At 40.1% G+C, this 23273-nt stretch carries 27 protein-coding genes; 4 read left to right on the forward strand and 23 right to left on the reverse strand.

Annotated elements, in window-relative coordinates:
- Window positions 1–317: 317 nt before the first annotated feature.
- The 6 genes from HMPREF2728_RS08335 to HMPREF2728_RS08355 form a co-directional block, all read right to left on the reverse strand.
- Window positions 318–722, reverse strand: coding sequence for a hypothetical protein (locus tag HMPREF2728_RS08335; RefSeq protein WP_060955295.1), 405 nt, complete (start codon window positions 720–722; stop codon window positions 318–320).
- Window positions 719–871, reverse strand: coding sequence for a hypothetical protein (locus HMPREF2728_RS10695; protein WP_148130295.1), 153 nt, complete (start codon window positions 869–871; stop codon window positions 719–721). The genes HMPREF2728_RS08335 and HMPREF2728_RS10695 overlap by 4 nt, the downstream gene beginning before the upstream one ends.
- Window positions 872–1068: 197 nt before the next feature.
- Window positions 1069–1425, reverse strand: a complete 357-nt coding sequence (locus HMPREF2728_RS08340) for a hypothetical protein (RefSeq protein ID WP_075227619.1) — start codon at window positions 1423–1425, stop codon at window positions 1069–1071.
- Window positions 1426–1526: 101 nt separating this feature from the next.
- On the reverse strand, window positions 1527–2876 hold the full coding sequence (locus tag HMPREF2728_RS08345) for a sensor histidine kinase (RefSeq protein ID WP_075227620.1): 1350 nt from the start codon (window positions 2874–2876) through the stop codon (window positions 1527–1529).
- A gap of 13 nt (window positions 2877–2889) precedes the next feature.
- Window positions 2890–3627 carry a response regulator transcription factor gene (locus HMPREF2728_RS08350; RefSeq protein ID WP_075227621.1) on the reverse strand — a complete coding sequence of 246 codons (738 nt, stop codon included), beginning with the start codon at window positions 3625–3627 and terminating at the stop codon, window positions 2890–2892.
- Window positions 3628–3631: 4 nt separating this feature from the next.
- A complete protein-coding gene (locus HMPREF2728_RS08355) occupies window positions 3632–3970 on the reverse strand; it encodes a LytTR family DNA-binding domain-containing protein (protein ID WP_075227622.1) in 339 nt (112 codons plus the stop codon).
- Between the two features lie 278 nt (window positions 3971–4248).
- Between HMPREF2728_RS08355 and HMPREF2728_RS08360 the strand changes: the two genes are divergently transcribed.
- Window positions 4249–4578, forward strand: coding sequence for a helicase BlpT (locus HMPREF2728_RS08360; RefSeq protein ID WP_075227623.1), 330 nt, complete (start codon window positions 4249–4251; stop codon window positions 4576–4578).
- A gap of 307 nt (window positions 4579–4885) precedes the next feature.
- Here HMPREF2728_RS08360 and HMPREF2728_RS08365 read toward each other — a convergent pair whose 3' ends face one another.
- Both HMPREF2728_RS08365 and HMPREF2728_RS08370 read right to left on the reverse strand, forming a co-directional pair.
- On the reverse strand, window positions 4886–5935 hold the full coding sequence (locus HMPREF2728_RS08365; protein WP_075227624.1) for an ABC transporter permease: 1050 nt from the start codon (window positions 5933–5935) through the stop codon (window positions 4886–4888).
- Window positions 5932–6663 carry an ABC transporter ATP-binding protein gene (locus HMPREF2728_RS08370; protein ID WP_075227625.1) on the reverse strand — a complete coding sequence of 244 codons (732 nt, stop codon included), beginning with the start codon at window positions 6661–6663 and terminating at the stop codon, window positions 5932–5934. The genes HMPREF2728_RS08365 and HMPREF2728_RS08370 overlap by 4 nt, the downstream gene beginning before the upstream one ends.
- A gap of 67 nt (window positions 6664–6730) precedes the next feature.
- Between HMPREF2728_RS08370 and HMPREF2728_RS08375 the strand changes: the two genes are divergently transcribed.
- The 3 genes from HMPREF2728_RS08375 to HMPREF2728_RS08385 all read left to right on the forward strand — a co-directional run bounded on the left by HMPREF2728_RS08375 (window position 6731) and on the right by HMPREF2728_RS08385 (window position 8177).
- Window positions 6731–7141, forward strand: a complete 411-nt coding sequence (locus HMPREF2728_RS08375) for an HIT family protein (protein ID WP_075227626.1) — start codon at window positions 6731–6733, stop codon at window positions 7139–7141.
- A 9-nt stretch (window positions 7142–7150) separates the two neighbouring features.
- Window positions 7151–7438 (forward strand): hypothetical protein, encoded by a 288-nt coding sequence (locus HMPREF2728_RS08380; RefSeq protein WP_075227627.1) that lies wholly within the window; start codon window positions 7151–7153, stop codon window positions 7436–7438.
- A gap of 85 nt (window positions 7439–7523) precedes the next feature.
- Window positions 7524–8177: a hypothetical protein gene (locus tag HMPREF2728_RS08385; protein WP_075227628.1), complete on the forward strand. Its 654-nt coding sequence runs from the start codon at window positions 7524–7526 to the stop codon at window positions 8175–8177.
- Between the two features lie 191 nt (window positions 8178–8368).
- Here HMPREF2728_RS08385 and dnaJ read toward each other — a convergent pair whose 3' ends face one another.
- From dnaJ to rsmH, 15 genes are all read right to left on the reverse strand, one after another.
- Window positions 8369–9505: a molecular chaperone DnaJ gene (gene dnaJ, locus HMPREF2728_RS08390; protein ID WP_075227629.1), complete on the reverse strand. Its 1137-nt coding sequence runs from the start codon at window positions 9503–9505 to the stop codon at window positions 8369–8371.
- 271 nt (window positions 9506–9776) lie between these two features.
- The gene (locus HMPREF2728_RS08395; RefSeq protein ID WP_075227630.1) at window positions 9777–10409 is read right to left on the reverse strand and encodes a DJ-1/PfpI family protein; all 633 of its coding nucleotides are present in this window, start codon (window positions 10407–10409) and stop codon (window positions 9777–9779) included.
- Window positions 10410–10771: 362 nt separating this feature from the next.
- Window positions 10772–12595: a molecular chaperone DnaK gene (gene dnaK / locus HMPREF2728_RS08400; protein ID WP_075227631.1), complete on the reverse strand. Its 1824-nt coding sequence runs from the start codon at window positions 12593–12595 to the stop codon at window positions 10772–10774.
- A 295-nt stretch (window positions 12596–12890) separates the two neighbouring features.
- Complete coding sequence (gene grpE, locus HMPREF2728_RS08405; RefSeq protein WP_075227632.1) at window positions 12891–13406, reverse strand: nucleotide exchange factor GrpE; 516 nt, start codon at window positions 13404–13406, stop codon at window positions 12891–12893.
- Window positions 13407–13432: 26 nt separating this feature from the next.
- Window positions 13433–14467, reverse strand: coding sequence for a heat-inducible transcriptional repressor HrcA (gene hrcA / locus HMPREF2728_RS08410; RefSeq protein ID WP_075227633.1), 1035 nt, complete (start codon window positions 14465–14467; stop codon window positions 13433–13435).
- Window positions 14468–14633: 166 nt separating this feature from the next.
- Entirely contained in the window at window positions 14634–15140 is a 507-nt protein-coding gene (locus tag HMPREF2728_RS08415; protein ID WP_075227634.1) for a DUF2812 domain-containing protein, read from the reverse strand.
- A 34-nt stretch (window positions 15141–15174) separates the two neighbouring features.
- The gene (locus tag HMPREF2728_RS08420; protein ID WP_049508279.1) at window positions 15175–15750 is read right to left on the reverse strand and encodes a DUF2812 domain-containing protein; all 576 of its coding nucleotides are present in this window, start codon (window positions 15748–15750) and stop codon (window positions 15175–15177) included.
- Window positions 15750–16070 (reverse strand): PadR family transcriptional regulator, encoded by a 321-nt coding sequence (locus HMPREF2728_RS08425; RefSeq protein WP_045763631.1) that lies wholly within the window; start codon window positions 16068–16070, stop codon window positions 15750–15752. Before HMPREF2728_RS08425 ends, HMPREF2728_RS08420 begins: the two co-directional genes overlap by 1 nt.
- 119 nt (window positions 16071–16189) lie before the next feature.
- Window positions 16190–17536, reverse strand: coding sequence for a type I glutamate--ammonia ligase (glnA, locus tag HMPREF2728_RS08430; RefSeq protein ID WP_061862651.1), 1347 nt, complete (start codon window positions 17534–17536; stop codon window positions 16190–16192).
- Window positions 17537–17571: 35 nt separating this feature from the next.
- Window positions 17572–17928, reverse strand: coding sequence for a transcriptional repressor GlnR (gene glnR, locus HMPREF2728_RS08435; RefSeq protein WP_000659543.1), 357 nt, complete (start codon window positions 17926–17928; stop codon window positions 17572–17574).
- A gap of 75 nt (window positions 17929–18003) precedes the next feature.
- Window positions 18004–18531, reverse strand: coding sequence for an FUSC family protein (locus tag HMPREF2728_RS08440; RefSeq protein WP_025171302.1), 528 nt, complete (start codon window positions 18529–18531; stop codon window positions 18004–18006).
- Between the two features lie 126 nt (window positions 18532–18657).
- Complete coding sequence (gene mraY / locus HMPREF2728_RS08445; RefSeq protein ID WP_000908759.1) at window positions 18658–19638, reverse strand: phospho-N-acetylmuramoyl-pentapeptide-transferase; 981 nt, start codon at window positions 19636–19638, stop codon at window positions 18658–18660.
- A 1-nt stretch (window position 19639) separates the two neighbouring features.
- Entirely contained in the window at window positions 19640–21895 is a 2256-nt protein-coding gene (gene pbp2X, locus HMPREF2728_RS08450) for a penicillin-binding protein PBP2X (RefSeq protein WP_075227635.1), read from the reverse strand.
- Between the two features lie 3 nt (window positions 21896–21898).
- A complete protein-coding gene (gene ftsL / locus HMPREF2728_RS08455) occupies window positions 21899–22216 on the reverse strand; it encodes a cell division protein FtsL (RefSeq protein ID WP_075227636.1) in 318 nt (105 codons plus the stop codon).
- A gap of 9 nt (window positions 22217–22225) precedes the next feature.
- On the reverse strand, window positions 22226–23176 hold the full coding sequence (gene rsmH, locus HMPREF2728_RS08460; protein ID WP_075227637.1) for a 16S rRNA (cytosine(1402)-N(4))-methyltransferase RsmH: 951 nt from the start codon (window positions 23174–23176) through the stop codon (window positions 22226–22228).
- Between the last annotated feature and the right edge of the window lie 97 nt (window positions 23177–23273).

Consider the following 23273-nt stretch of genomic DNA (forward strand, 5'->3'; position numbering starts at 1 on the left):
ACGAAGATATAAACCGAAGCAAAGTATGCTAGTGCATCCATTACATAATACCACTCATTTCCCCTAAGCGGATAAAGACAAGTTTGCATGATTACATACAAGATGACAATCGTAATTATTTTTTTCGCCATAAGAATCACTCCTTTATTTCAGTTTAGCATTGGTATCCTTGTAACTTTTACACACTCAGTATAGCACTGCTTTTTTAGGTTTTGCATCCAAATCTTAAATGGTCATCAAAAACTCTTAAATTGCAAGAACCCCTCTTGAAAAATCCCGTAGTCTGAAAACACTGCCTGTAAGTCCTTTTTGTGAGCTTACTTTTTATAATACTTCAAGCCCCAAATGAGCAGCAGCATGATGATTAAGCAGAGAACAGAAGCAATATAACCAATCAGTTGCTGATAGGATTCTGCCGCCGTCATACCTCTATACAAACCGATAATAGACATAAAACCTGTCAATCCGATGAACATGAGTTGATTGGTTCTCGGATTGACCAACTCATCATCTTCAAACTTTCTCACTCTCATTTCTCTAGTGAGGTAAACAATCACCAAAATAGAAGCCAAGTTAACAACCACTAAAAGCAATTGAAAAACTAAGGAAAAATGTAAAAACTGACGAGATAGAAATAAATAAGTAGAGATCAGTACAGGTAACTGACCTAGGAACAATCTCGCAAGGAAGATGTTCCGTTTTTTAGCAAGAAAAGTTTTCATTTCTTTGCTCCTTTCTTTCTCATTAAAGCAAAATAGATTATAACTGCAATCAGATAGGCAATGGTATAAAATAAATGATACCAATTACTATCCCCAATAGGAGACATGATTAGATACAAGATGAAAATGACAAGTATTTTTTTCTTCATAAAATTTCCTCCTAAATGTGTGCTTTATTTTAGTTGAGCTATATCCTTTACACTGCTAGTATAGCACTCCTTTTGACCTTAATTTTCCCAAATCATGAATGGTCATCAAAACCTCCTAAATTGTAGAAAAAATAAAAAGCAAGCACGGAAAACATGCTTGCCCTAATAAAACCTAACAAATCAAAATGTACTTAACTTTACTTCCCTTTTTTCTGATACATTCTCATGATAGCTAGGAGGATAAAGGCTAGCCAGCTTGCTAAAACTAGGAGGGTGAGGCCTGTATGTAAGTTTTCAGGTGTCCTCTCTATTCGGCTGATGAGACGGACTAAGGAAACCACTGCCATCTGAACGAGGAGCAAGGATTCTGCCCTAACCAATGATGTCTGCTGATTTTCAACTGCATATAAAAAGGCTGGTAGCAAGACACAGGTTGAAACAATTATAATCAGATTAGCTCCTGTACCTTCTCCTTCGTTGACTAGAGAAAACATGAGAAGATTGGATAGGATGATCAGTACAGAACACGCTATAAAATAAGATTTCTGGTTCATTTATTTTTCCTCGAATATTATAAAAAGTCAGGCTGGATAAGGACAAATCGTTGCAATGTTTTTCAAACTAAAATGCCAAGGTCCTCTTGTTCACACATTCTCTAATCAGAAGTTGACAGCAAATGAACCGCCAAAACCTGACGAAAGACTTGATCTTGACAGGTGGTATTGAGACTGGCATTGGGATGACTTTCCACAATTTTCATGACGGTATAGAGACCAACTCCTCGGTCCTCCCCTTTAGAACTTGCTCCAAAGGAGAAGATTTCAGAAATATCTATGCTCTCTTCTTTGATGGAATTTTCAATGATAAAGGTCTCCTGTGCTCCATTTTTTATAAAGGCGATTGAGACACGAGGCTGACTGGCCTCTGCACTGGCTTCAATAGCATTATCACAAAGGATAGACACAATGGTTAGAAAATCAAGTAGACTCATCCCCTCGACTTGAATCTCCTCTGGAACTTCGACATTAAAGACAATGTTCTTATCTCTAGCTTTTAGAAATTTCCCTGCTAGGAGACTTTTGAGGGCTCGATCCCGAATATTCACCAATCGTCCAAGATCATATTTATTATCCTGCAATTTTTCACTAGAATCCTTTAAGACCGAGTCATAGACTTCTTTTATCTGCTCCATATCCTCCTCTTCAATGCCTAGGCGTAAGCTGGTCAAGAGGTTGGTGTAGTCATGGCGAAAACTCCGCACTTCCTTGTAAAGTTCCTCTATATGCCGACTATAGCGTTCCATATCTCTATAGCGCAAGACCTGCTCTTGGTCCAATCTCTCATGGAGTTTGTCCTTCAAATAGGTATCCAATTTCTTGATAATCCCCATAAAAAAGAGTAGGTAAAAGACTAGGATGAGATGGCGAACAGTCGTTGATTGAATACCTTGTTCATATTCAAAGAAAGACAGACTTTGCATGACTAGAAAGTAGGCCCCCATTATCCAGTTAATCGTAGTCAGGGACTTTTGAAAACCTTTATCGAGAATCTCCCTTCTCAAGTTAGTGAAATCATAGTCCAACCATTTCAAAAAGGCTAGAACTATGAAGTAAACGATAATCAGTACCAGTAACAAAATAGGATCATAAATAGCATCTACCAATTCTCGACCCAAAAATGGAAATACAAAATAAGAAACACTTCTGTAAAAGATATTCATCAGTATCATTGGAAAGAGGCCATAAAATAAAAGGAGTTTTTTAGGAATTCCTCTTAACAATAAGAAAGACAAACCTATGCCGAACAAAGGTTCTATAAAATATGACAGATAGTCAGTCAAGACTAAAAATTTAAAAGTTGTAAAAATTGCTGCTAGAAGAAATTTTAGAAGAAAGGCCTTAAAAATTCTATCGAAAGTGAGACCAATTCCATCCATCTTAAAGAATATAACAATTTCTAGTCCATGAGTAACAAGTGTATATAATAATATCCAAGCAATATTCATAAATTCTCCTAGCTCAGTGCAAGTTATTGATAGCTTCAGACACTTCCCTGACCTTATAACGCGCGATCAGACAGCTTCCACCATTGGGAAAGTAGAGGAGTTTTTCTTTTTTATCCAAACGAACCACATTGGCAGGATTGATAAGAAAAGAGCGATGGCACTGCAAGAGACGGGGTTCCTGCTTGAGAACCTCCTCTAAACTAGCCGTAAATTCTAACCTGTCTGTCTTGGTATAGAGAATAACACGATGGGGTCTTGGGGACGTTTCGAGATAGTAAACCTCTTTAAAGGGATACTGGAATTGGGCAAATTTTGATTTAAAATAAAAGCAATCTTCCGCTAGACTTTTACTGTCTTGACTATTGGCATAGAGAAGGGCTGTCTCGATTCGAGATTCAAACTCCTCTGCCGAAAGGGCCTTATCAATGTAGTCCAAAGCTGACACTTGGTAGCGAAAGGACAGGGGCATAAACTCTGAGTGTGTCGTCACAAAGACGATTAGAGCATAAGGATCCCGATCCCGAATCTTTCTAGCCACTTCTAGTCCCTTCATCTCTTCATTTCGAATCTCAATGTCTAAAAAGAATAGCTGATGCGCACCCTTCTCATGCACCTCTGCCAGCAGTTGGTCTGGCTTGCCAAAGACCTCAAAAGAGCTGGGAATGATACTCTGTTTTTTCAAAAGTTTTTCAATCGTCGTTTCAATTCTTGCTTGTTGGGAAAAATCATCTTCTAAAACAAATATTCTCATCTTCTTACTCTCCTTGTTTCAACCATTTTTGACGAATTTCTCTATAACGACGTCTGGAATACTGAACGGCATATCGACCTTCTTCTCCAAGAAAAAGAGTCTTTGATTGGAGTTCCATGGATTTTACTCGTTCAAGGTTGACCAGACAATTTCGATGACATCTTGTTAAGGTTTCCCCATATTGTTTTTCAAGCTTGCTTAAATTTTGAAACAGATCAAAGCTAGCGTCTTCTGTAACAATCTGCACGGTATGGGCTGTACTTGGATGCGTTTGGATATAGTAGATATCCTTTATGTTTAATTTGAAAATTTCTTTATCTTTTTGGATGATGATATAGTTCATGTATAAAACCTCCTGAAGAGAGGATACCATAAGTCTAGAAACTATTTTTCACCAAATCCTAAACGGTTCTTAAAAATTCCTAAAGTGTCGAAGTTTTTACAAAATAACTATGATAACCTTACAACTATTTTATCATAAAATCCCGCTATTACCATTCAGGAAATTTCAATGACAATTAAAGATTTGAAAGTAAAAAAAGAGTAAAAAGTGATAGTCTAGGATTATAGAAAGACAAAGGCTTAAAACAACTTTAAAACCATCACAAAGGAGGAATTCTCATGACGGAAACAGACCCAATCAAAAGAGCTCAGACACTGATAACTGAGTTAAACAAAGCTTACCAAGTCTGCAAACAAGCAACAGCTGACGATGTCCGCTTTCAGGAGCAACTGGACAATATCCTCTGCTTTCTCTCTAAAGCTGAGACAGTGGATAATCGATTCTTGATTGAGCTGGAAAAATTTTACCAGACTTCCAGTCTTCTCATGGGCCTCAGTGCCCTCAATCCAGACGCTCCTACTCGCGCCGCTTGGAGAGCCTATGACCGCTTCCACTTTGACCAAGTCAAGACCAAGTTAAGTCTCTACGGGCCAACCCTTATCTTGTAATAGTCTTCAAAAATCTTTTCAAACCATGTTAGCCTTAAAACTGTTTTTTGAGTAACCTGCGGCTAGCTTCCTGGCTTGCTCCTTGGTATTCATTGAAGTTAGGTAAATAAAAATGGCGGTGGGACAAAAATCGAAAGGCAAAGTCTCGATTTCGTAGTCCCAGCCCCGCGAGGATGATTAGGAGCTTTTTGGAGTCTAAAAGACGAACAAAAAGTTCAATCAGCTACCGCGTCAAAGTTTGATTGCTAATAAAAAATGAGGTTGGGATCTTTTGTCCCAACCTCATTTTCATCTAATCTTATAAGATTTAATCCTGTATCTGACGTTTCACCTGATAAGGGAGATACAAGATGTGTAAGACTAATCCAGCTCCAAGGAGGGCTAGAAGGGCTAGTTTTTCTTGGAGGGTAATCAACCCAACTACCAGCTGAACCAATAAAACAAAACCTGTCAATCCTCGGACAACTACCTGTAACCCTTTTTCCTTTTGTCCCTTGTCTAGCGGGAAAAGTTGGGTCAAATATTGGTAATCAAAGGCATGATAGAGGGCCAGCAACTGAAAAAGCAAGAGATAGTTAAATAAAACCACTACTGCTGTTGCAATCCAAGCTTGCTCGATAAAGATCAAAGCCAGCAAAGATAAGAAGAGGAGGCGAAGACTGAGGGCAAAGAGGTCCCCATTTCGCAGATAAGAACGAAGATAGAGGTTCTGCCAGATCTTCCCAGGCACTTTTTGAACAACTTTAAGGATAAAGTCTAGATAGGCACGACGCTTGACGCTGTTTGAAATCCCCTTGACTTGGGTAAAGAGAGCAAAGAAGCGAAGCAAGAACTGCTTGCGTTTACTTTCTTGGGCAATCACATAGTCCCAGTCCAGATGATTTGCACTAAAAAACTTGCCAGCCTTTTTCTGAAACAGGAAATATTTCCCGACTCCTAACAGAAGAACATAGACCCCAAAAACTCCTAAGCCTAAGCCCATGGCTAAAAATAGAGGGGCAAAAAGAAGCAAGAAGAGAGTCTGTACACTGACCCAAAAGATGAAGGAGACCAGACTTTGCTTCTGGATGTGTTCTCTCACTTCTTCTTCAGCTACTAAGAGAAAGAGCTTATCAGGTGCTTCCACATAGGTCGCTATCCCACCCCAAAGCATGAGTAAAACAGAGACAATCCCAATTAAACCTAGGATTGGTAAGTGGTTCTCAGGAAAATGCTGGAGCAGTTGACTATACTGATAGGCTAGAAAACCTACCAAGACCAGTAAAAACAAGACAAAGTGGTCATTAAGCACATAGCGCAGATAACCAAGGCACTCCTTACGAAAAGCCTGCTTTCGCTTTAGAAACAAGTCTTTCATCGGTCCTCCTCTTTGGTCAAAGCCAGGTAAATATCGTTTAGACTTGCTTGAGGCATGGCAAAAGCTTGTCTCAACTCTTCAAGATCCCCTTTAGCTCTCACTTGTCCTTTGTGAAGAATAACAAAAGAATCACACATTTTTTCAGCAGAGTCAAGAACGTGGGTACTCATGAGGATAGACTTGCCTTTTTTCTTTTCAAGATCCAAAAGCTGAATCAAGTCTGAAATTGCCAAGGGATCAAGACCAAGGAAAGGTTCATCGACGATAAAGAGACTCGAATCCACGACAAAGGCACAGATAATCATGACCTTCTGCTTCATCCCTTTTGAAAAATGAACTGGGAACCAGTCTAATTTCTTATCCAAACGGAACATTTTTAAAAGCGGTTCTACACGTTCAAAAGCTAGATTTTGCTCAATACCATAGGCCATAGCAACCGTCTCGATATGTTCTCTGAGAGTCAATTCCTCGTACAAACTAGGAGTTTCAGGAATATAACCAATCTGCTGACGATATTCACGAGGATTAGCACCTAAGGTTAGCCCGTCGATGTTGATTTCTCCACTATAAGGTGTCAAAAGTCCAATAATTTCATTGATGGTCGTTGATTTTCCTGCACCATTGAGACCGATCAAACCGACCAACTGTCCACTCTCGACTGTAAAGGACACATCTTTCAAGACAGGGACATGAACATAGCCCCCAGTCAGGTTTTTAATTTCTAACATATTTTCTCCAAATCTGGTATAATGTAGCTATATTATATCAAAATTCAATACAGTAGAGGTAGATTTTATGTCAGATTGCATTTTTTGTAAAATTATCGCAGGGGAGATTCCCGCATCAAAGGTTTACGAAGATGATCAAGTTCTTGCCTTCCTAGATATCTCACAAGTAACACCTGGTCACACCTTGGTCGTACCAAAAGAACACTACCGCAATCTTTTAGAAATGGATGCTGCAAGTGCTAGCCAACTTTTCGCCCAAGTACCAAAGGTTGCTCAAAAAGTCATGAAGGCTACCAAAGCTGAAGGTATGAATATCATCGCCAACTGTGAAGAAGTTGCTGGACAAACGGTTTTCCATACCCATGTCCACCTCGTTCCTCGCTATAGTGCAGAGGATGACCTAAAAATTGACTTTATCGCACATGAACCAGACTTCGACAAACTTGCCCAAGTCGCTGAAACAATCAAAAACGCTTAAGGAGTCACTATGAAACTATCAAATTTACTACTCTTTGCAGGCTCTGCAGTCGGTTCATACCTCCTCGTTAAGAATCGCCAAGCTATCACTGAAGAAGTTTTAGATACTACTGATCGCGTTGAAGCCATTAAGGATGACTTAGATATCATTCAAGATAGCCTGCAAATTATCGACCAACAAAAAGAACTCATCAAGGAATATCAAAAAGATTTGACCTATAAGTTTAAAGTCTTTGAAAAAGACCTTAAAACAAGACTTAGTGTGATAAAAGAATTACAAGAAACTGAAGAAAACTAAGGAGAGGAAAACTCCAACTTTCCTTATTTCCCTTTTAAATTCATTTTGGATTAGCAGATCTTAGTAGACCAGGGAGGGCATGAAAATGAAACAGTTTTTTAAAGTTTTGACGCGGATCATCCTGATTATTTGTGGTGGCCTCTGCCTTCTTGCAGCCCTGGCATTCCTACTAGTGGCCAATCTTTTCAAGGCCTCACCGAGTGACATCCGAGAAGGAAATGAATCCTTAAAACAAATCTTTATCTCCCTTGACATGCCTCCTGAAAAAGTAGAATCAAATGGAAGCTATCAATTCGAGGGTGGGGGCCTAGATTTTTATGTGACATTCTCTGATGAGGTCGTCAATAGCCACCCAGTCCTAAAAGAAAGTCCAAACCTTACTAAAAACCAACTCAAAGTCTACGTTCTACAGGCAGGTGACATTTCCTATAGAAAAGTAGAAGATAACTTGTTTAATCATGGTTTATCCCAATTTTTAGAGGAGGAAGGCGAGAAGTATTTCCGAGAAAACGGAAAGAAATCAAATCCTTCTTACACAATTCTAACTTTGAATGATTCGGAAAGCATGAAAAAGGGAATCGCATTCTATGAAAAAGCGTTGACCTTGGTGGATATCCAGGATAATTCGGCGATTAAGCGCATTGATACCGTCACCGTTAAGCCTGGCAAGGAAGCAGAACTTAAGCAACTCATCCAGGACATGGATGAGGCTGGCTTACTCATTCAAAAATATCAATAGTAAACTAGTTGGAGATTCTTTCTCCCATGCTAATACTCTTCGAAAATCAAATTCAAACCACGTCAGCTTCACCTTGCCGTACTCAAGTACAGCCTGCGGCTAGCTTCCTAGTTTGCTCTTTTATTTTCATTGAGTATAAAAGTCTTAAGATTGCACGAAAAAGAGCCCGAAGGCTCTTTTTACTTTATGCTTTATTCTCCTTCAAAGGCATCCTTAATATGGTCAAAGAAGCCTTTTTTCTTTGGATTGACTTTTAGATCACCTGCAGCTGCGAATTCTTTCAAGGCTGCTTTTTGTCGTTCGTTCAAGCCTGTCGGTGTTACGACATTAACGGTAACGTATTGGTCACCAACTGCACCGCCACGAAGGCTCGGAGCTCCCTTGCCACGTAGACGGAATTTCTTACCAGTCTGAGTTCCTTCTGGAATGACTAATTCTACATCACCATGAACTGTAGGGATGTCTACTGTATCACCAAGTGCTGCTTGAACAAAATTGAGGTTTAAATTGTAGAAGATAGTAGTTCCTTCACGTTCAAACTTATCGCTAGCTTCTACTGAAACCACCACGTACAAGTCACCGTATGGTCCACCGTTAAATCCTGCTTCACCTTGACCAGCTAGGCGGATCTGTTGACCTGTTTCCACACCAGCAGGGATTTTTACGTGTACGCTATGGGCTTGTTTTTCATGACCAGTTCCATGACAGGTTGTACATGGATCTTTAATTTCTTGACCACGGCCATGACAGACATCACAGGTTACTTGGCGACGCATCATACCGAGAGGTGTTTGGGTATCAACATTGATCACACCTGAACCATGACAGCGTCCACAAGTAACTGGACTTGTTCCAGGATTAGCACCCGACCCATTACAAGTACGACAGCTTGCTTCACGATTGTATTTGACTTCCTTTTCTGTTCCAAAAATAGCTTCTTCAAAAGTCAAATGAACGCGATACTGGAGGTCGTCACCTTGACGAGGGGCGTTTGGATTACGTGATGCACCGCCACCACCAAAAAAGCTTGAGAAGATATCTTCAAATCCGCCAAAGCCACCTGCTCCGTCGAAGCCTCCGAAACCGCCAGCACCACCAAAACCACCATTGGCACCAGCAGCACCGTATTGGTCATAGGCAGCACGTTTCTGTTCATCGCTCAAAGTTTCATAAGCTTCTTGAACTTCCTTGTACTTGTCCTCAGCACCAGGATCCTTGTTGATATCTGGGTGATATTTTTTAGATAATTTCCGATAGGCTTTCTTGATCTCATCTTGAGATGCATTTTTCGAAACGCCCAAACGGTCGTAAAATTCAGTATTGTTCATAATTCAAGATACAAAGGGCGTTAAACGGACACAGCCAAAATAGGAGTTTTGACGACGGACGATCACGTCCTAGAAAAAACTATCTTTTTGGCACAGTCCGTAGCCCGTGTTCAGTTGCGAACACCTTTGTTCCTTTCTATTGATGTTGTAAATCAAACCCCGATGTAGGTCGGGTTCAATTCCTTTCTTTTATATTGAGTAAGAAACTTCAGAGCTCGGCTACAATTTCCCAAACACTCTTTGTTCCTTTCTATAAATTTCATGTAAATCTTTAGAGGGTGTTTTCTATACTTCGCTTCACTTGATCAAACTCTTCATCTGATAGAGTAAATATCAAATCCTCTTCAGAGTACTCGTTTTTTTCTTTAAAATAGTTGTCCGTATTCTCTGCCAACCCTAGACTTAGAATCACTTTCCTTGCAAACTCTTGATGTGCGAATCCTATAGCCGTAATGATCTGTTTATCTTGCACAAGAACTTTCGGTTGGAAATTCTCACGAGGAAGAAATTCAAAATAGTCAAAGAAGTTTTGCCAAATTCCACCTGTAAATTTCGTGTCCTTCAACAAGCCTGCTTTGGCTAATAAAAGAGGGGCTGAGGAAATGGCTGCAATTAAGACATTTTGCTCATCAAGCTCCCTCAAAAACGATATCAATTTTTCATCCTGTAGAGCAGGTCCAATGTTAACCATTCCTGGCAAAATCACACAAGAATACTCTTCTATACGAATTTGATCCAATGTTTTGGTCGGTTGACAGGGTAAGCCATCCTCAGATATAACTATCGAATGTTCTGAAGCCACATAATCAATTGTTACGTCAAAAGACAGGGCTAAAGTACTCGTTAAAGTGGTTATCTCATAAAGAGAAAAATTAGGATAAATGATACAAAGTACTTTTTTCATACGCAACATCCTCTATTTTACCGAAAAACAGAGGCTGGGTTGCAACCTCTGGATTTCTTCTTATCATTATTAACATTTAAGCAAAGCACTGTAGAAGGACAATCACTTTAGTGATTAGACATTCTTAACGAGTTAGGCTTAATTGAGTTTCGGCTAAAAACTTCGGAAAAAAGACAAGCCATCTTTTGTGCATCGCACAAGGCGATGGCTTCCTATTTTTCTTTCGTTTTCTTAACGCCTCAACATCTTACTAAATTGAGCACACCCTAACCTCTTGGTGAAAAAGACAAATCTTCCTAGAAACTAGAGTTTCTGCGTCAGATTTCCTATTTTCACTGTGAGGTTTTAACGGGCTTTGCATCTTACTTTTCCGTAAACTCTCCGTCTACGACGTCATCGCCTGCGTTTCCTGTTGCTTGTGCGCCTTCTGCTCCTGCTTGAGCTTGTTGCGCTGCTGCGGCTTGTTCGTAGAGTTTAACCGCAAGTCCTTGAGCTTTTTCGTTCAATGCTTCAAGTTTTGCTTTCATGTCGTCCAAGTTGTTGTCTTCTTGAGCTTTCTTAAGATCATCAAGGGCAGCTTGTGCAGCATCACGTTCTGCATCGAAGCCTTTGCCTTCAGTTTCTTTGATTGTCTTTTCAGTCGCAAAGATAGCTTGGTCTACTTCGTTACGAAGGTCTACTTCTTCTTTACGTTTCTTATCTGCTTCAGCGTTAGCTTCTGCATCTTTCATCATGCGGTCGATTTCTTCGTCTGTCAAACCTGAGTTCGATTGGATAACGATTGTTTGTTCTTTTTGAGTTCCAAGATCTTTGGCTTTAACAGATACGATACCGTTCTTATCGATGTCAAATGTTACTTCGATTTGTGGAATACCACGAGGTGCAGCTGGGATATCTGTCAATTGGAAACGTCCAAGAGTCTTGTTATCTGCTGCCATTGGGCGTTCCCCTTGAAGAACGTGGATATCAACGGCTGGTTGGTTGTCTGCTGCAGTTGAGAATACTTGTGATTTAGAAGTTGGAATTGTAGTGTTGCGGTCGATGAGTTTTGTGAAGACTCCACCCATTGTTTCGATACCAAGTGACAATGGCGTTACGTCAAGAAGGACAACGTCTTTAACATCACCAGTGATGACACCACCTTGGATCGCAGCTCCCATAGCAACTACTTCATCAGGGTTCACTGATTTGTTTGGTTCTTTACCAGTTTCAGCTTTAACAGCTTCAACAACGGCAGGGATACGAGTTGAACCACCGACAAGGATCACTTCGTCGATTTCTGACAAGCTCAAACCTGCGTCTGAAAGGGCTTGGCGAACTGGAACTTTTGTACGTTCTACAAGGTCACGAGTCAAATCGTCGAATTTAGCACGAGTCAAGGTCATTTCCAAGTGAAGAGGTCCAGCCTCACCAGCAGTGATGAATGGCAAGCTGATTTGAGTTGAAGTCACTCCAGAAAGGTCTTTCTTAGCTTTTTCAGCTGCGTCTTTCAAACGTTGAAGAGCCATCTTGTCAGCTGACAAGTCGATGCCGTTTTCTTTCTTGAATTCTGCTACCAAGTGGTCGATGATTTTTTGGTCAAAGTCGTCACCACCGAGTTTGTTATCCCCTGCAGTTGCCAGTACGTCAAAGACACCATCACCGAGTTCAAGGATAGATACGTCGAATGTACCACCACCAAGGTCGAATACCAAGATTTTTTCTTCTTTGTCTGTCTTGTCCAAACCGTAAGCAAGAGCTGCTGCAGTTGGTTCGTTGACGATACGTTCTACTTCAAGACCAGCGATTTTACCAGCGTCTTTTGTTGCTTGACGTTGAGCATCGTTAAAGTAAGCTGGAACTGTGATAACAGCCTTGGTTACTTTTTCACCAAGGTATTCTTCAGCGTAACCTTTCAAGTATTGAAGGATCATAGCTGAGATTTCTTGTGGTGTGTATTCTTTGCCGTTAGCAGAAACTTTTGCAGAAGTACCCATCTTAGATTTGATAGAGATGACTGTATCTGGGTTTGTGACTGCTTGACGTTTTGCAGCGTCACCAACGATGATTTCACCGTTTTTGAATGACACAACAGATGGAGTTGTGCGGTTTCCTTCTGGGTTTGCGATGATTTTGCTTTCAGTTCCTTCAAGAACTGCTACTGCTGAGTTTGTTGTACCTAAGTCAATACCGATAATTTTAGACATGTGTTTTTCTCCTTAAATTTATCTTTTTTTTTCTTTTTGATATTTTCCCTTAAGTGGTGGGGACGTGAGCAACTCCCTTCGGGATTTCATTCACTTATTTTTGAGCCTATTGTCTCAAAAATACCCCTGTTTCAGTAGCATGAGCTACTGAAACTTTCACCACGGCGGAAAATATCTGCTTTGCAAGCCTCCGACTTGCCTCTTATCTTTCTTTCATAGTTTAGTGTCGTTTCGGACAAGGTTTCTATTATGTTACGACACGAGGAGTCGAAATCACAGATTTCTGACTTATCGCCTAGTTATAGACCACTACCATAGCCGGGCGTAGGATGCGGTCATGGAGTTTGTAGCCTTTTTGGAAGACCTGTGCGATGGTGTCTGCTGAATGTTCGTCATCTGCTGGTACTGTTTGAATGGCCATATGGTAGTTATGGTCAAATTCACCATCTGCTGGAATTTCTTCAATTCCTTCTTCTTTCAGAGCATGTACCAAACTTTCTTGCACCATTTCCAAGCCCTTCTTCACATCATCTGTCAATCCTTCGACGGCAAGGGCACGTTCGAGGTTATCCAATGATGGCAAGATTGCTTTTGCCAAATCTTGGCTACGATAGCGTTGCAAGAGTTGACGTTCTTCATTGGCACGGCGCTGAATATTTTGCATTTCTGCATGAGCTCGAAGGTATTTGTTTTCAAATTCTTCGGCACGTTCATTTGCCAAGTCCAATTCAGACTTCTCAGGAGTTGTTTCTTCAGCTGTTTCCACAACTTCCTCTTCTTTTACTTCTTCATTTTTAATATCTTGGGCCATTTTCGCCTCCTTTAATGATTTCAATCTTAATTCACTTCATAGTGATTGCTGCTGAGATAGCGGTAAAAATCCGTCAACTTCATAGTCAAAACTCGATTGACAACATTAAGTTGATTAACCAATTGTTGATAATCCAGATTAACCGGACCTATAATCGCAAGGATTCCAAATCCACGATAGGGAATCAGGAACTTACTGCTAATCACTGCTAAGTCAGCTAAACAGGATTCTTGGCTATCCGCAACTCGGACACTTTGCATCTGGTCGCCAATCAGATTTTCTCGAATTTCCAAAGCAACCTTTTGTGGTTGATCAAAGAATTGATAGGCAGCTAGATTAGCGAAATTCAGAAGATTAACTTTGCCAGAAACCACGATATTTTCATTGAACATTTCTTTGAAGATATGTTCAACGAGGCCCATAACATTGTCCGTTGTTGTGAAGTAACGTTGGATAATCTGCGGGATCTCTGTCCGAATCTTATAGTGAATATCCAAAACAGCCTGATCCAGGAAACGTTCTTGAATCATGGTCTTGAGGCGATTTAAATCCTCCTGCAAGAAATTTCTCGGAATCAAAAACTGACTGGTAACTGTTCTAGACTCATCAAGCGTAAAAACAGCAAGAGCTGTATGTTGTCCGAGAACAACAATATCAAAAGCTGTTAGCTTCTGCCTACTTGGTTCTACATCCAGTGCTACAACCGTACAACCACTCAAGTCTGTCAAAATTCTCGTTGCCTCTTGAAGAATATCCTCAAGTTTGAAGAATTCCTGATCAAAGGCTTTTACAATCTCATAAACTTGATTCTCAGCTAAACGGTCAAAGGATAAGGAGTGTTTGACATAGTATTGAAAACCAGCCACACTCGGCATCCGACCACTGGAAGTATGTGCCTTTTCAAGCAAACCTTGCTTTTCTAAAGCCGCCATGTCATTTCGAATAGTAGCACTACTAGAGTTGATAGACTCTTGTAAGGCTTTGGATCCAACAGGTTCGTGCGTTTTGGTAAAGATGTCAATAATCAGATTTAAAATATTCTGCTGACGTTCTGTAACCATCTCGCTACTCCTCTCTGATAGATCTTTTTAGCACTCGTAACCTCCAAGTGCTAACTTATGATTCTATTATACACCCTTAGAAAAGAATGTCAAGACAAAAACTCAAAAAATTAGCACTCTTTTACCAAGAGTGCTAAAAATCAGTCTGAGGACCTAGAAATCAATGTCAATCAACCAGATATTTCCGTCTCAGTCTGTAAAAACTATAGATTAGATAAGAAATCATCAGAGCATATAGGGCAAAAATAAGGAAGAAAGACTGAGAGAGGCTTTCGCGAAACAGGCTCATACAAACAACTAGACCGCCAGAGATAGAAACTGTAGCTGTACGAAGTCCAGATTTCGCACCATCCCATCTAAGACGATTGTTCATAAAAATTTGTTCGTTTGGAACTAAGTCACATTTTGCCTTTCGGAAAACAGAATAAGAACACCCCTCCACAAATTCCCAGTCTCTATCCTTAATGCCTTGTAAATCTAGCTCATTTTTTCTTAGATAGCTAGTATTCCACACACGGTAAATTACATCATCAGGTTGGCATTGTTCAAAATAGAAAAAGTCAAAACGGTTCGCTTTATATTTCCAACCTTTCAAATGCATCTCATGCAAATACTCTTCTACCTTATCCAAATCAAAAATGGTAAACATTCGAAATTGTACTTTGCTATTCATTGTCTGACCTCCAAATTAGAAAACATGCATGGTTTTATTTATCAGATAATTCTTTCCACTTTTGAATCAATCTCCAAAAAATATAAGAAATCTGAATCGCGAAAACTATCAATAAAGTACAGTCTATGATAACAATCAAAAACATTCCCCAACTGAAATAACTTCTTCCACTGAGTAACTTTGAGAAAACCGGTAGTAGCGCTGAAAAGAGAAGCAAAACAGGAAGCATCCGCATTGTTAAAATCTTCTTGACCATTGCTAACTTCCCGGCCGCGTCATTATAAATTTCAAACTCGGCATCCGACTCAACTCCAGAATAAAGCTTTCTAAAGTAGGAAAAACCATTAAAGTTTGTAATATGCTCCCAGCCACAGTCTTTATATAATTGTAAATAGGAAGCTCTCTCTGATTTTTTCATAGGATAAAAGTCCAACTGATAAACCACCTGCTCCGGTTGGCACTTTTCAAAAGTATACTTAACCGCAACTACTAAGTTAGAATAACTTACTTCCTTAAGTTTCCAGCCCTGAGCATGCATTTCTCCGAGATAGAGAGCCTCTCTATCATAATCCGCAATGGTAGCAATTCTATAAACAACTTTCTTTTCCATCAAAGCTCCTCCCGACTGTTTCTGTAGAGCCGTTCAATACGTTTCAACTCAATGTCTAAAACTTTTCGGCCCAAGTCTGTTATCTGATAGATTTTTCGTTTTTCCTCTTCTCGGACAAAGGAAATCAAACCATCCTTTTCCATCTTTGACAAGGTCCCATACATGGTTCCAGGGCTAATGGAAACCTGTGAATCTGTCATCTCCTTGACCTTTTGTGTGATACCATAACCATGGTTCTCCTTCTGTAGACAAAACAAGATATAAAAACCCGTTTCAGTCATGGGAAGGTAAACCCGCCTAATCTTATCTGTTAATTCCATTTAATCAGACCTCCTATTTAGTTCGATATATCGCACCTCGTTATATAAAATATATCACACCTCGATATAAATTGCAAGAAAAAAAGATCGTCCTCACGGACAATCTTTCTGATTTATCATTAGTATAGATCTAGGTAGTTATCAATTTCCCATTGTGAAACGAAGGTTGCATAGCTTGCCCATTCAATTCGTTTGGCTTCAAGGAAGCTAGTGTAGATGTGTTCACCTAGAGCTGCTTTAACCACTTCGTCTTCTGTCATGGCCTTCAAAGCGTTGTGAAGAGTTGATGGAAGGTCTGTGATTCCAGCCTCTTTACGCTCTTCTGCAGTCATGATATAGATGTTTTCTTCAATTGGCGCTGGTGCTTCGATTTTGTTTTCAATACCGTGCAAACCAACTTCCAAAAGCACAGCCATAGCGATATATGGATTTGCCATTGGGTCTACTGAGCGCAACTCCAAACGTGTTCCCATTCCACGAGTAGCAGGAACGCGCACCAACGGTGAACGGTTACGACCAGCCCAAGCGATGTAAACAGGTGCTTCATACCCTGGAACCAAACGTTTGTATGAATTTACTGTTGGGTTCATGATAGCTGTGTAATTGTAAGCGTGCTTGATCAAACCACCAAGGAAGTGATAAGCTGTTTCTGACAATTGCATTCCTTTTGGATCATTTGGATCAAAGAAGGCGTTGTTTCCTTCCGCGTCAAACAAGGACATATTGCAGTGCATCCCTGAGCCAGCGATACCAAATTTAGGTTTAGCCATAAAGGTTGCATACAAACCATGTTTACGAGCAATGGTTTTTACAACAAGTTTAAAGATTTGAATCTTATCACAAGCACGAAGAACTTCATCATATTTAAAGTCAATCTCATGTTGACCTACGGCAACTTCGTGGTGACTGGCTTCTACTTCAAATCCCATTTTAGTCAAGACATTTACAATCTCACGACGAGTGTTATCAGCAAGGTCTGTAGGCGCCAAATCAAAGTAACCACCCTTATCATTCACTTCAAGAGTTGGGTCTCCATTTTCATCAAGCTTAAATAGGAAGAATTCTGGCTCTGGTCCAAGGTTGAAAGATTTGAATCCAACTTCTTCCATATGACGAAGGGCACGTTTAAGATTTCCACGAGGGTCTCCTGCAAATGGTTCCCCTTCTGTTGTATAGACATCACAAATCAATCCTGCGACACTACCGTTCTCATCTCCCCATGGGAAGACTGTCCAAGAGTCCAAATCTGGATATAGATACATGTCTGATTCATTGATACGGACAAATCCTTCAATAGAAGACCCATCAAACATAGCCTTATTTGACAAGACCTTGTCTAGTTGTTCATCTGTAGCAGGAATTTCGACGTTTTTCATTGTTCCCAAAATATCTGAAAACATGAGACGAATAAAGGTTACATTTTTTTCCTTAACTTCACGACGAATATCTGCAGCTGTGATTGGCATGTTTTTTCTCCTTATATTTGACGACTAGCGGTTGCCTAACCGCGACCAAAAGGTGATTGTTGAGAAGCAAAGCGACTTTGCTGGAGAACTTCATTCCGAAGTGCTCGACGTACTTCAGTTTGACTCACTGGTTTTTTAGACTTCGCCTCACGTTCAGCATATTTTTTCTTAATGGCAGCAATGTTCAGACCTTCAGAGATATAATCTTTAATCTCAAGCAATCGATCCATATCATTCAAAGAATACATCCGGCGATTACCTTCGTTGCGATCAGGTTTAATCAATTCCTGGTCTTCATAGTAACGAATTTGGCGCGCCGAAAGATCGGTCAGTTTCATAACACTACCAATAGGAAAAACTGCCATATTGCGACGAAATTCTTTTTCCTTCATGTACACTTCCTTCTTTCTGTCTATTATAGTCTAAAAAAATTCAATCGTCAATCAATAATGTTATATCTTGTGACATTATTTTGTTTTTTTCAGTAAAATGCTCCGTAAACGATCAATATCGTAATTTACAAGAATTGCTACAAAAACACCCATAAAGGTTTCAAAAACTCGGGCAAATACGTACAAAACTGTCTCACCATTTGGAATTGATAAGGTAATAATCAACATAGCCGCAACTCCACCGATAACACCTGCCTTATTGTTCATTGCAACATTTGTCATAATGGTTAACATGGTGCAAATCGGAACAACAAGAAGGGTTACCCAGAAGGCGCCATGAAAAAGATTATTTAAGAGAAAGAAAATCAGAGCATAAAAACCACCGATACTATTTCCGAGAATACGAGAAGTACCAAAATGAACACTCTTGTCAAAATCTTCTCTTAAACTAAAAACTGCAGTCAAGGCTCCAATCTGAAGTCCTTTCCAACCAAAAAAACCAAAAATCATGAGAACTAAAAAAACAGCGATCCCTGTCTTGAAAGTTCGCATTCCTAACTTAAACTTGGATTTGTCAAATCTATACTTTTTAAAATAACTCATCATTTCAACTTTCTATTTCCATTTTACCATAAATTTACCTATTTTTGAGAAGGGGATGCAATAAACTGATGGAAATAGAAAAGAGAAGGAACTTAATCCTTCTCTCTTATAATCAATATTCTATTTTTAGAACAAATACATGAAAGCTAAAGTCAAGAGACTAGCGAGTAAGCCCACTCCCCAGAAGAAGAAGTCGACCTTCCACTCACTCCAAGCTTGGCCTTTCCCAGAAAAGCCCCCCAACTCAAAATGGTGGTGAACTGGTGTCATACGGAAGATACGTTTTCCTCCAGTCAACTTAAAGTAGGTGACTTGCATCATAACAGATGTTGTTTCAAAAACATACACTAGACCAATCAAAAGCAGCGTCCATTCTTGGTGCAGTGCCATGGAAATAGCCGCTAACATCCCTCCAAGGGCTAGGCTACCTACATCTCCCATGAAAACTTTAGCAGGTTTATGGTTAAAGACAAAGAAGCCAAGAAGACCACCAATCATAGCTACAATCACTAGTAAGATATCGAGCTGATTTTGCACATAGGCAATCACTCCATAGGCAGATAGGCTAATCACCACAGAAATACTTGCCAAGCCATCGATTCCGTCAGTCAGGTTAACTGCATTTGAAAAACCGACCAACCAAAAGAGGGCAAAGAGAATATACAGAACACCTAAATGCAAGGGATAACCAAATACATTTAAGATATCTCCACCTCTTTCATAGAAGAAATAGAAGATCACTCCTCCGACCAACTGAAGCAAGAGCTTCTGTTTAGGATTAAGTCCTTCATTGATTTTGCGGAAAACCTTGAGGAAATCATCCAAGAAACCGACCAAACCATATAAGACCAGGATAAAGAGGATCATTCCGACATTATTGGTTAATTGATTAGTCACGAGAGCAAGGACCAGACTAACTAAAACTCCTGCTAGGAGAAAGACGAGTCCTCCCATTGTTGGTGTCCCAGCTTTTGCTTGGTGTTGTTTGACATCCTCATGCATCTGTTGACCGGTAATCTGTGCTTTATGGTAAAAACGGATAAAGGCTGGAATTCCTATGACTGTTAGAATAAAGGCAATCACTCCAGCAAAGATAGAAATAAGCATTCTAATCTCCTAATGTTATTTTTATTTTCTGTAAATCTTTTAAAGCTGTATTAGAACGAACACTTTGCTTTTTAACAGTTTCTCCTGTGCCTTCAAACTCAACTTCAAGATTCAACCATTTGGCAAAGGTTTCAACATTTTTCTTAGACCAGCCATATAAGTCAGGCATCTCTTCTACCTTGTCTGAAAGGAGTAAGATTTGCTCATTAGCGTCTAGATTTGTTCCTTCTGCCACTGAACTGTCCTTGATTTTTGTTCCTGAACCGATAACGATTGGTTGAACAAGATTGCGTCTCAGTTCCTCTGCCATATCTCCCGGACTATAGTCCTTGGTCGCTGGCATTGCATAACTAGTTGTTGTTGTAACTTGATCCAGATTTTTAGCTGTAGACTGAAGATTAAGAGATTCTTTCATAGCAGAAGCTCGTTCAAGAATAGGATTAGCAAATTCTCCAAACCAAGGTGTAGAAAAGTGTTCTGGCTGTTGAACTGTTACGTAAAGAATAAAGTCTGGATTTTCAGAAGGATGCATGGTTACTACAGAAAAGATATAATTGGTTTTCCCAACTAAATATCCTCCGTTTTGCTCATCGGCAATTTGAGCTGTTCCAGATTTGACAGAAACATTCTGACCAGGAACAGTAATTACTGGTTTATTATCATTACGATTATACATGGTCCCATAAATAGGGTCTGTACCAACCAAAATCATGTTTTCCCTAGTCAAACTAGCCGTTTCTTTAGAAACAGGATTACCCACAACTTCTTTTTGCGACTTCCGAACTGACTGATCATTTGGATCATAAAGGGCGCTAATAAACTTTGGTTCTAACATAACTCCGTCATTCGCAATGGCTGTAAAAGCACGTAGCATCTGGGTCTGCGTTACAGAAATCCCCTGACCAAATGCACTCATGGCAATATCGACAATATTATCTGCAGGCAATTGACCTGAATACTCATCAGTCAGACCAAAACGCGTCGGCACCCCAAACTTAAAGCGATTGAGATAATCCAACCAAGTAGCATCTCCCATTTTTTGTTCAAGTAGACTCATTCCAACATTACTGGAGAGAGCGAAACCTTGTAAGAAAGTCATCATCCTACCAGTAGTCAAACCAGCATTAACATCCCAATCTCGAATCGTCGCATCCGCTATTTTTAATTCACTGCTATTGAAAACTTCTCCTCCTGGGAAAGTGTTATTATCAATAGCAGCAGCGAGCGTCATAACCTTCATGGTTGACCCCGGCTCATAGTTACTTTGATAGAGGATATCACGCCAAACAAAGTCCTTAGTCAGCCCTTCCTTAGTATCAGCATCGAAGGTTGGTCTCTGCGTCGTTGCAAGAATTTCCCCTGTTTTAGCACTGACCAAGGTTGCTGTCATATACTTGCCTTTTAGTTTTTCTTGGAAGGCATCCATTTGACTTTCCATAAAGGACTGCAAAGGACTAGATAGGGTCGTATAGACGTCTTTCCCGTTTACGGTCTGTTGGGTGACTTGTTCTGTACCAGGAACAATATTACCTAGACGGTCTTTTTCGTATGTAATAATACCATCTGTCCCTGCCAATAAACTATTTAAGGAACTCTCGATACCAGATGTCCCAATTAAACTTTTCGTGCCATCTTCATTTTCATGTAACTGTGCTAAACCAATAAAGGATGATGCAAATTTCCCATTTGGATAACTTCTATTTGGACTAGTCGTAAAATTAATACCCTCAACCTTAGCAGATTCTAAGTCCTGTTTAATGGACATCATATTAGCATAGGTAATCCCATTCCCTTTAGCACCAAAAGAAACCTGTTTGAGATTTGGTTGAGAGAGTTGGTCTTTGACGTAGGATTCCTCCATATCCAAGTACTTATGGAAAATTTCGGCAACCTTATTGTACTGAGATTCTTCTACATATAGAACATCTCCATTAGCTGATTTATAGTCCTTATCAATGACAGCATAAACATTATAGGACGTTGCATCCTCAGCAATCGGCGTTCCATTACGATCATAAATGGTTCCCCTCTTAGCAGGAACTGTTAGAGTCGTTTGGTGAACCTTACTGGCTTCTTTGACCAGGTCAACACCAAACTTCTTCCCCGTACCAATAATCACCGCAAAATTAACCAAAAAAACAGCAAAGAGAAAGACGGCTAAGAGACTAAGGCTCTTCCCAACTCGTCTGCGGTTTTCAAGGGGAGATTTGCGATTCTTAATGGCAAAGTGTACTATTTTTTCTTTCCAGGTTTTCATATACTACTCCGCCGATCGGATATTTTCATTATTCAGTTGCAGTTCTTGCGAATCCGCAATTCCTGTCAGACGCTCTGAACGGATCAATTCATTGACTTCTTGCTTAGCATCATCTAGCTCCGTTTTCTTTTCTTCAATCTGAGTATTAACAGTTGTTAATTCACTCTGGACTTGCAAGAGCTTGGTCTGCATATAAACCACACTGATGGCTAAGACAAGGGCTGTAATGGCAATCGAAAGGTAAAAAGCCTTCTCAACACGCGAAAATCTCTTGATACGAGCTTGCAGCAATTGGCTCGTCGTTTCTCTTTTGTCTACCATTTTATCCCCTTACTTGTGAATTTTTCTAGCTACTCGTAGCTTGGCTGAGTGGGAACGATTATTGGCCTCCAACTCCTCCTTACTTGGTAGTATTGGTTTACGAGAGACTAATTCCATCTTGGGCTTAAGATCATCTGGAATGAAAGGCAAGCCTTTTGGCACCTCCACTGTTGAAGCCTCTTTGAACAATTGCTTGGTCAAACGGTCTTCCAGCGAATGAAAGGTAATGACTGAGATTCTTCCGTCCACAGCTAGTAATTCCATAGCTTGTTGGATGGACTCATCTGCAGCCCCAAGTTCATCATTGACCTCAATACGGATGGCTTGGAAAATCTGCTTGGCAGGATGACCTTTTTTCTTGAGTTCCTTGGCAGGCTTGGCGGACTTGATAATCTCGGCCAATTCTGTCGTTGTCTCAATAGGTTTCAACTCACGCGCCTGTTCAATCTTTCGAGCAATCTGTTTGGAGAATTTGTCCTCGCCATACTTGAAGAAAATACGAACCAAGTCATGATAATCATAGTGATTGACAACCTCATAAGCTGTCAAACTAGCTTCTTGGTTCATCCGCATATCCAGCGGTGCATCCTTTTTATAGGAAAAACCACGCTCACGTTGATCCAACTGTGGGCTCGAAACTCCCAAATCATAACAAATACCATCAATTTCTTCTACACCCGCTTCCTGCAAACGTGCTTGCAAATGACGGAAGTTGTCCTTGATGAAGGTAACCATTCCTTTTTCTATATAAGGCGCCAGACGTTTTTGGGCATTGTCAATGGCATTCTGGTCCTGATCAAAGGCATAGAGATGCCCCTTTTCATTTAATTTACTTAATAAATACTCGCTATGGCCTGCTCCACCCAAGGTCGCATCAACGTAAATGCCATCAGGCTTCACATCAAGCATATCAATAGTTTCATGGAGCATGACCGTTACATGATGAAATTCTTTAGTCATATCTTATCTATTTTACCACAATTCTGACTAGCTTGCACTCGCTAAAGCAAAAACCTTTTCTTGCTACTTTATCACTTGTATTCAGCAGGTGACTCCG

The organism is Streptococcus sp. HMSC061D10 (assembly GCF_001808865.1).
Classification (GTDB): Bacteria; Bacillota; Bacilli; order Lactobacillales; family Streptococcaceae; genus Streptococcus.

What these genes read in the sequence shown, in the direction of transcription:
- grpE (WP_075227632.1), bottom strand. Translation starts at nt 13,406, where the DNA reads ATGGCCCAAGATATTAAAAATGAAGAAGTAAAAGAAGAGGAAGTTGTG.
- HMPREF2728_RS08340 (WP_075227619.1), bottom strand. Translation starts at nt 1,425, where the DNA reads ATGAACCAGAAATCTTATTTTATAGCGTGTTCTGTACTGATCATCCTA.
- HMPREF2728_RS08375 (WP_075227626.1), top strand. Translation starts at nt 6,731, where the DNA reads ATGTCAGATTGCATTTTTTGTAAAATTATCGCAGGGGAGATTCCCGCA.
- HMPREF2728_RS08370 (WP_075227625.1), bottom strand. Translation starts at nt 6,663, where the DNA reads ATGTTAGAAATTAAAAACCTGACTGGGGGCTATGTTCATGTCCCTGTC.
- pbp2X (WP_075227635.1), bottom strand. Translation starts at nt 21,895, where the DNA reads ATGAAAACCTGGAAAGAAAAAATAGTACACTTTGCCATTAAGAATCGC.
- HMPREF2728_RS08345 (WP_075227620.1), bottom strand. Translation starts at nt 2,876, where the DNA reads ATGAATATTGCTTGGATATTATTATATACACTTGTTACTCATGGACTA.
- hrcA (WP_075227633.1), bottom strand. Translation starts at nt 14,467, where the DNA reads ATGGTTACAGAACGTCAGCAGAATATTTTAAATCTGATTATTGACATC.
- HMPREF2728_RS10695 (WP_148130295.1), bottom strand. Translation starts at nt 871, where the DNA reads ATGAAGAAAAAAATACTTGTCATTTTCATCTTGTATCTAATCATGTCT.
- HMPREF2728_RS08425 (WP_045763631.1), bottom strand. Translation starts at nt 16,070, where the DNA reads ATGGAATTAACAGATAAGATTAGGCGGGTTTACCTTCCCATGACTGAA.
- dnaK (WP_075227631.1), bottom strand. Translation starts at nt 12,595, where the DNA reads ATGTCTAAAATTATCGGTATTGACTTAGGTACAACAAACTCAGCAGTA.
- HMPREF2728_RS08360 (WP_075227623.1), top strand. Translation starts at nt 4,249, where the DNA reads ATGACGGAAACAGACCCAATCAAAAGAGCTCAGACACTGATAACTGAG.
- glnR (WP_000659543.1), bottom strand. Translation starts at nt 17,928, where the DNA reads ATGAAGGAAAAAGAATTTCGTCGCAATATGGCAGTTTTTCCTATTGGT.
- HMPREF2728_RS08380 (WP_075227627.1), top strand. Translation starts at nt 7,151, where the DNA reads ATGAAACTATCAAATTTACTACTCTTTGCAGGCTCTGCAGTCGGTTCA.
- rsmH (WP_075227637.1), bottom strand. Translation starts at nt 23,176, where the DNA reads ATGACTAAAGAATTTCATCATGTAACGGTCATGCTCCATGAAACTATT.
- ftsL (WP_075227636.1), bottom strand. Translation starts at nt 22,216, where the DNA reads ATGGTAGACAAAAGAGAAACGACGAGCCAATTGCTGCAAGCTCGTATC.
- HMPREF2728_RS08365 (WP_075227624.1), bottom strand. Translation starts at nt 5,935, where the DNA reads ATGAAAGACTTGTTTCTAAAGCGAAAGCAGGCTTTTCGTAAGGAGTGC.
- HMPREF2728_RS08395 (WP_075227630.1), bottom strand. Translation starts at nt 10,409, where the DNA reads ATGAAAAAAGTACTTTGTATCATTTATCCTAATTTTTCTCTTTATGAG.
- HMPREF2728_RS08335 (WP_060955295.1), bottom strand. Translation starts at nt 722, where the DNA reads ATGAAAACTTTTCTTGCTAAAAAACGGAACATCTTCCTTGCGAGATTG.
- dnaJ (WP_075227629.1), bottom strand. Translation starts at nt 9,505, where the DNA reads ATGAACAATACTGAATTTTACGACCGTTTGGGCGTTTCGAAAAATGCA.
- mraY (WP_000908759.1), bottom strand. Translation starts at nt 19,638, where the DNA reads ATGCTTATTTCTATCTTTGCTGGAGTGATTGCCTTTATTCTAACAGTC.
- glnA (WP_061862651.1), bottom strand. Translation starts at nt 17,536, where the DNA reads ATGCCAATCACAGCTGCAGATATTCGTCGTGAAGTTAAGGAAAAAAAT.
- HMPREF2728_RS08355 (WP_075227622.1), bottom strand. Translation starts at nt 3,970, where the DNA reads ATGAACTATATCATCATCCAAAAAGATAAAGAAATTTTCAAATTAAAC.
- HMPREF2728_RS08420 (WP_049508279.1), bottom strand. Translation starts at nt 15,750, where the DNA reads ATGGAAAAGAAAGTTGTTTATAGAATTGCTACCATTGCGGATTATGAT.
- HMPREF2728_RS08440 (WP_025171302.1), bottom strand. Translation starts at nt 18,531, where the DNA reads ATGAGTTATTTTAAAAAGTATAGATTTGACAAATCCAAGTTTAAGTTA.
- HMPREF2728_RS08350 (WP_075227621.1), bottom strand. Translation starts at nt 3,627, where the DNA reads ATGAGAATATTTGTTTTAGAAGATGATTTTTCCCAACAAGCAAGAATT.
- HMPREF2728_RS08385 (WP_075227628.1), top strand. Translation starts at nt 7,524, where the DNA reads ATGAAACAGTTTTTTAAAGTTTTGACGCGGATCATCCTGATTATTTGT.
- HMPREF2728_RS08415 (WP_075227634.1), bottom strand. Translation starts at nt 15,140, where the DNA reads ATGAATAGCAAAGTACAATTTCGAATGTTTACCATTTTTGATTTGGAT.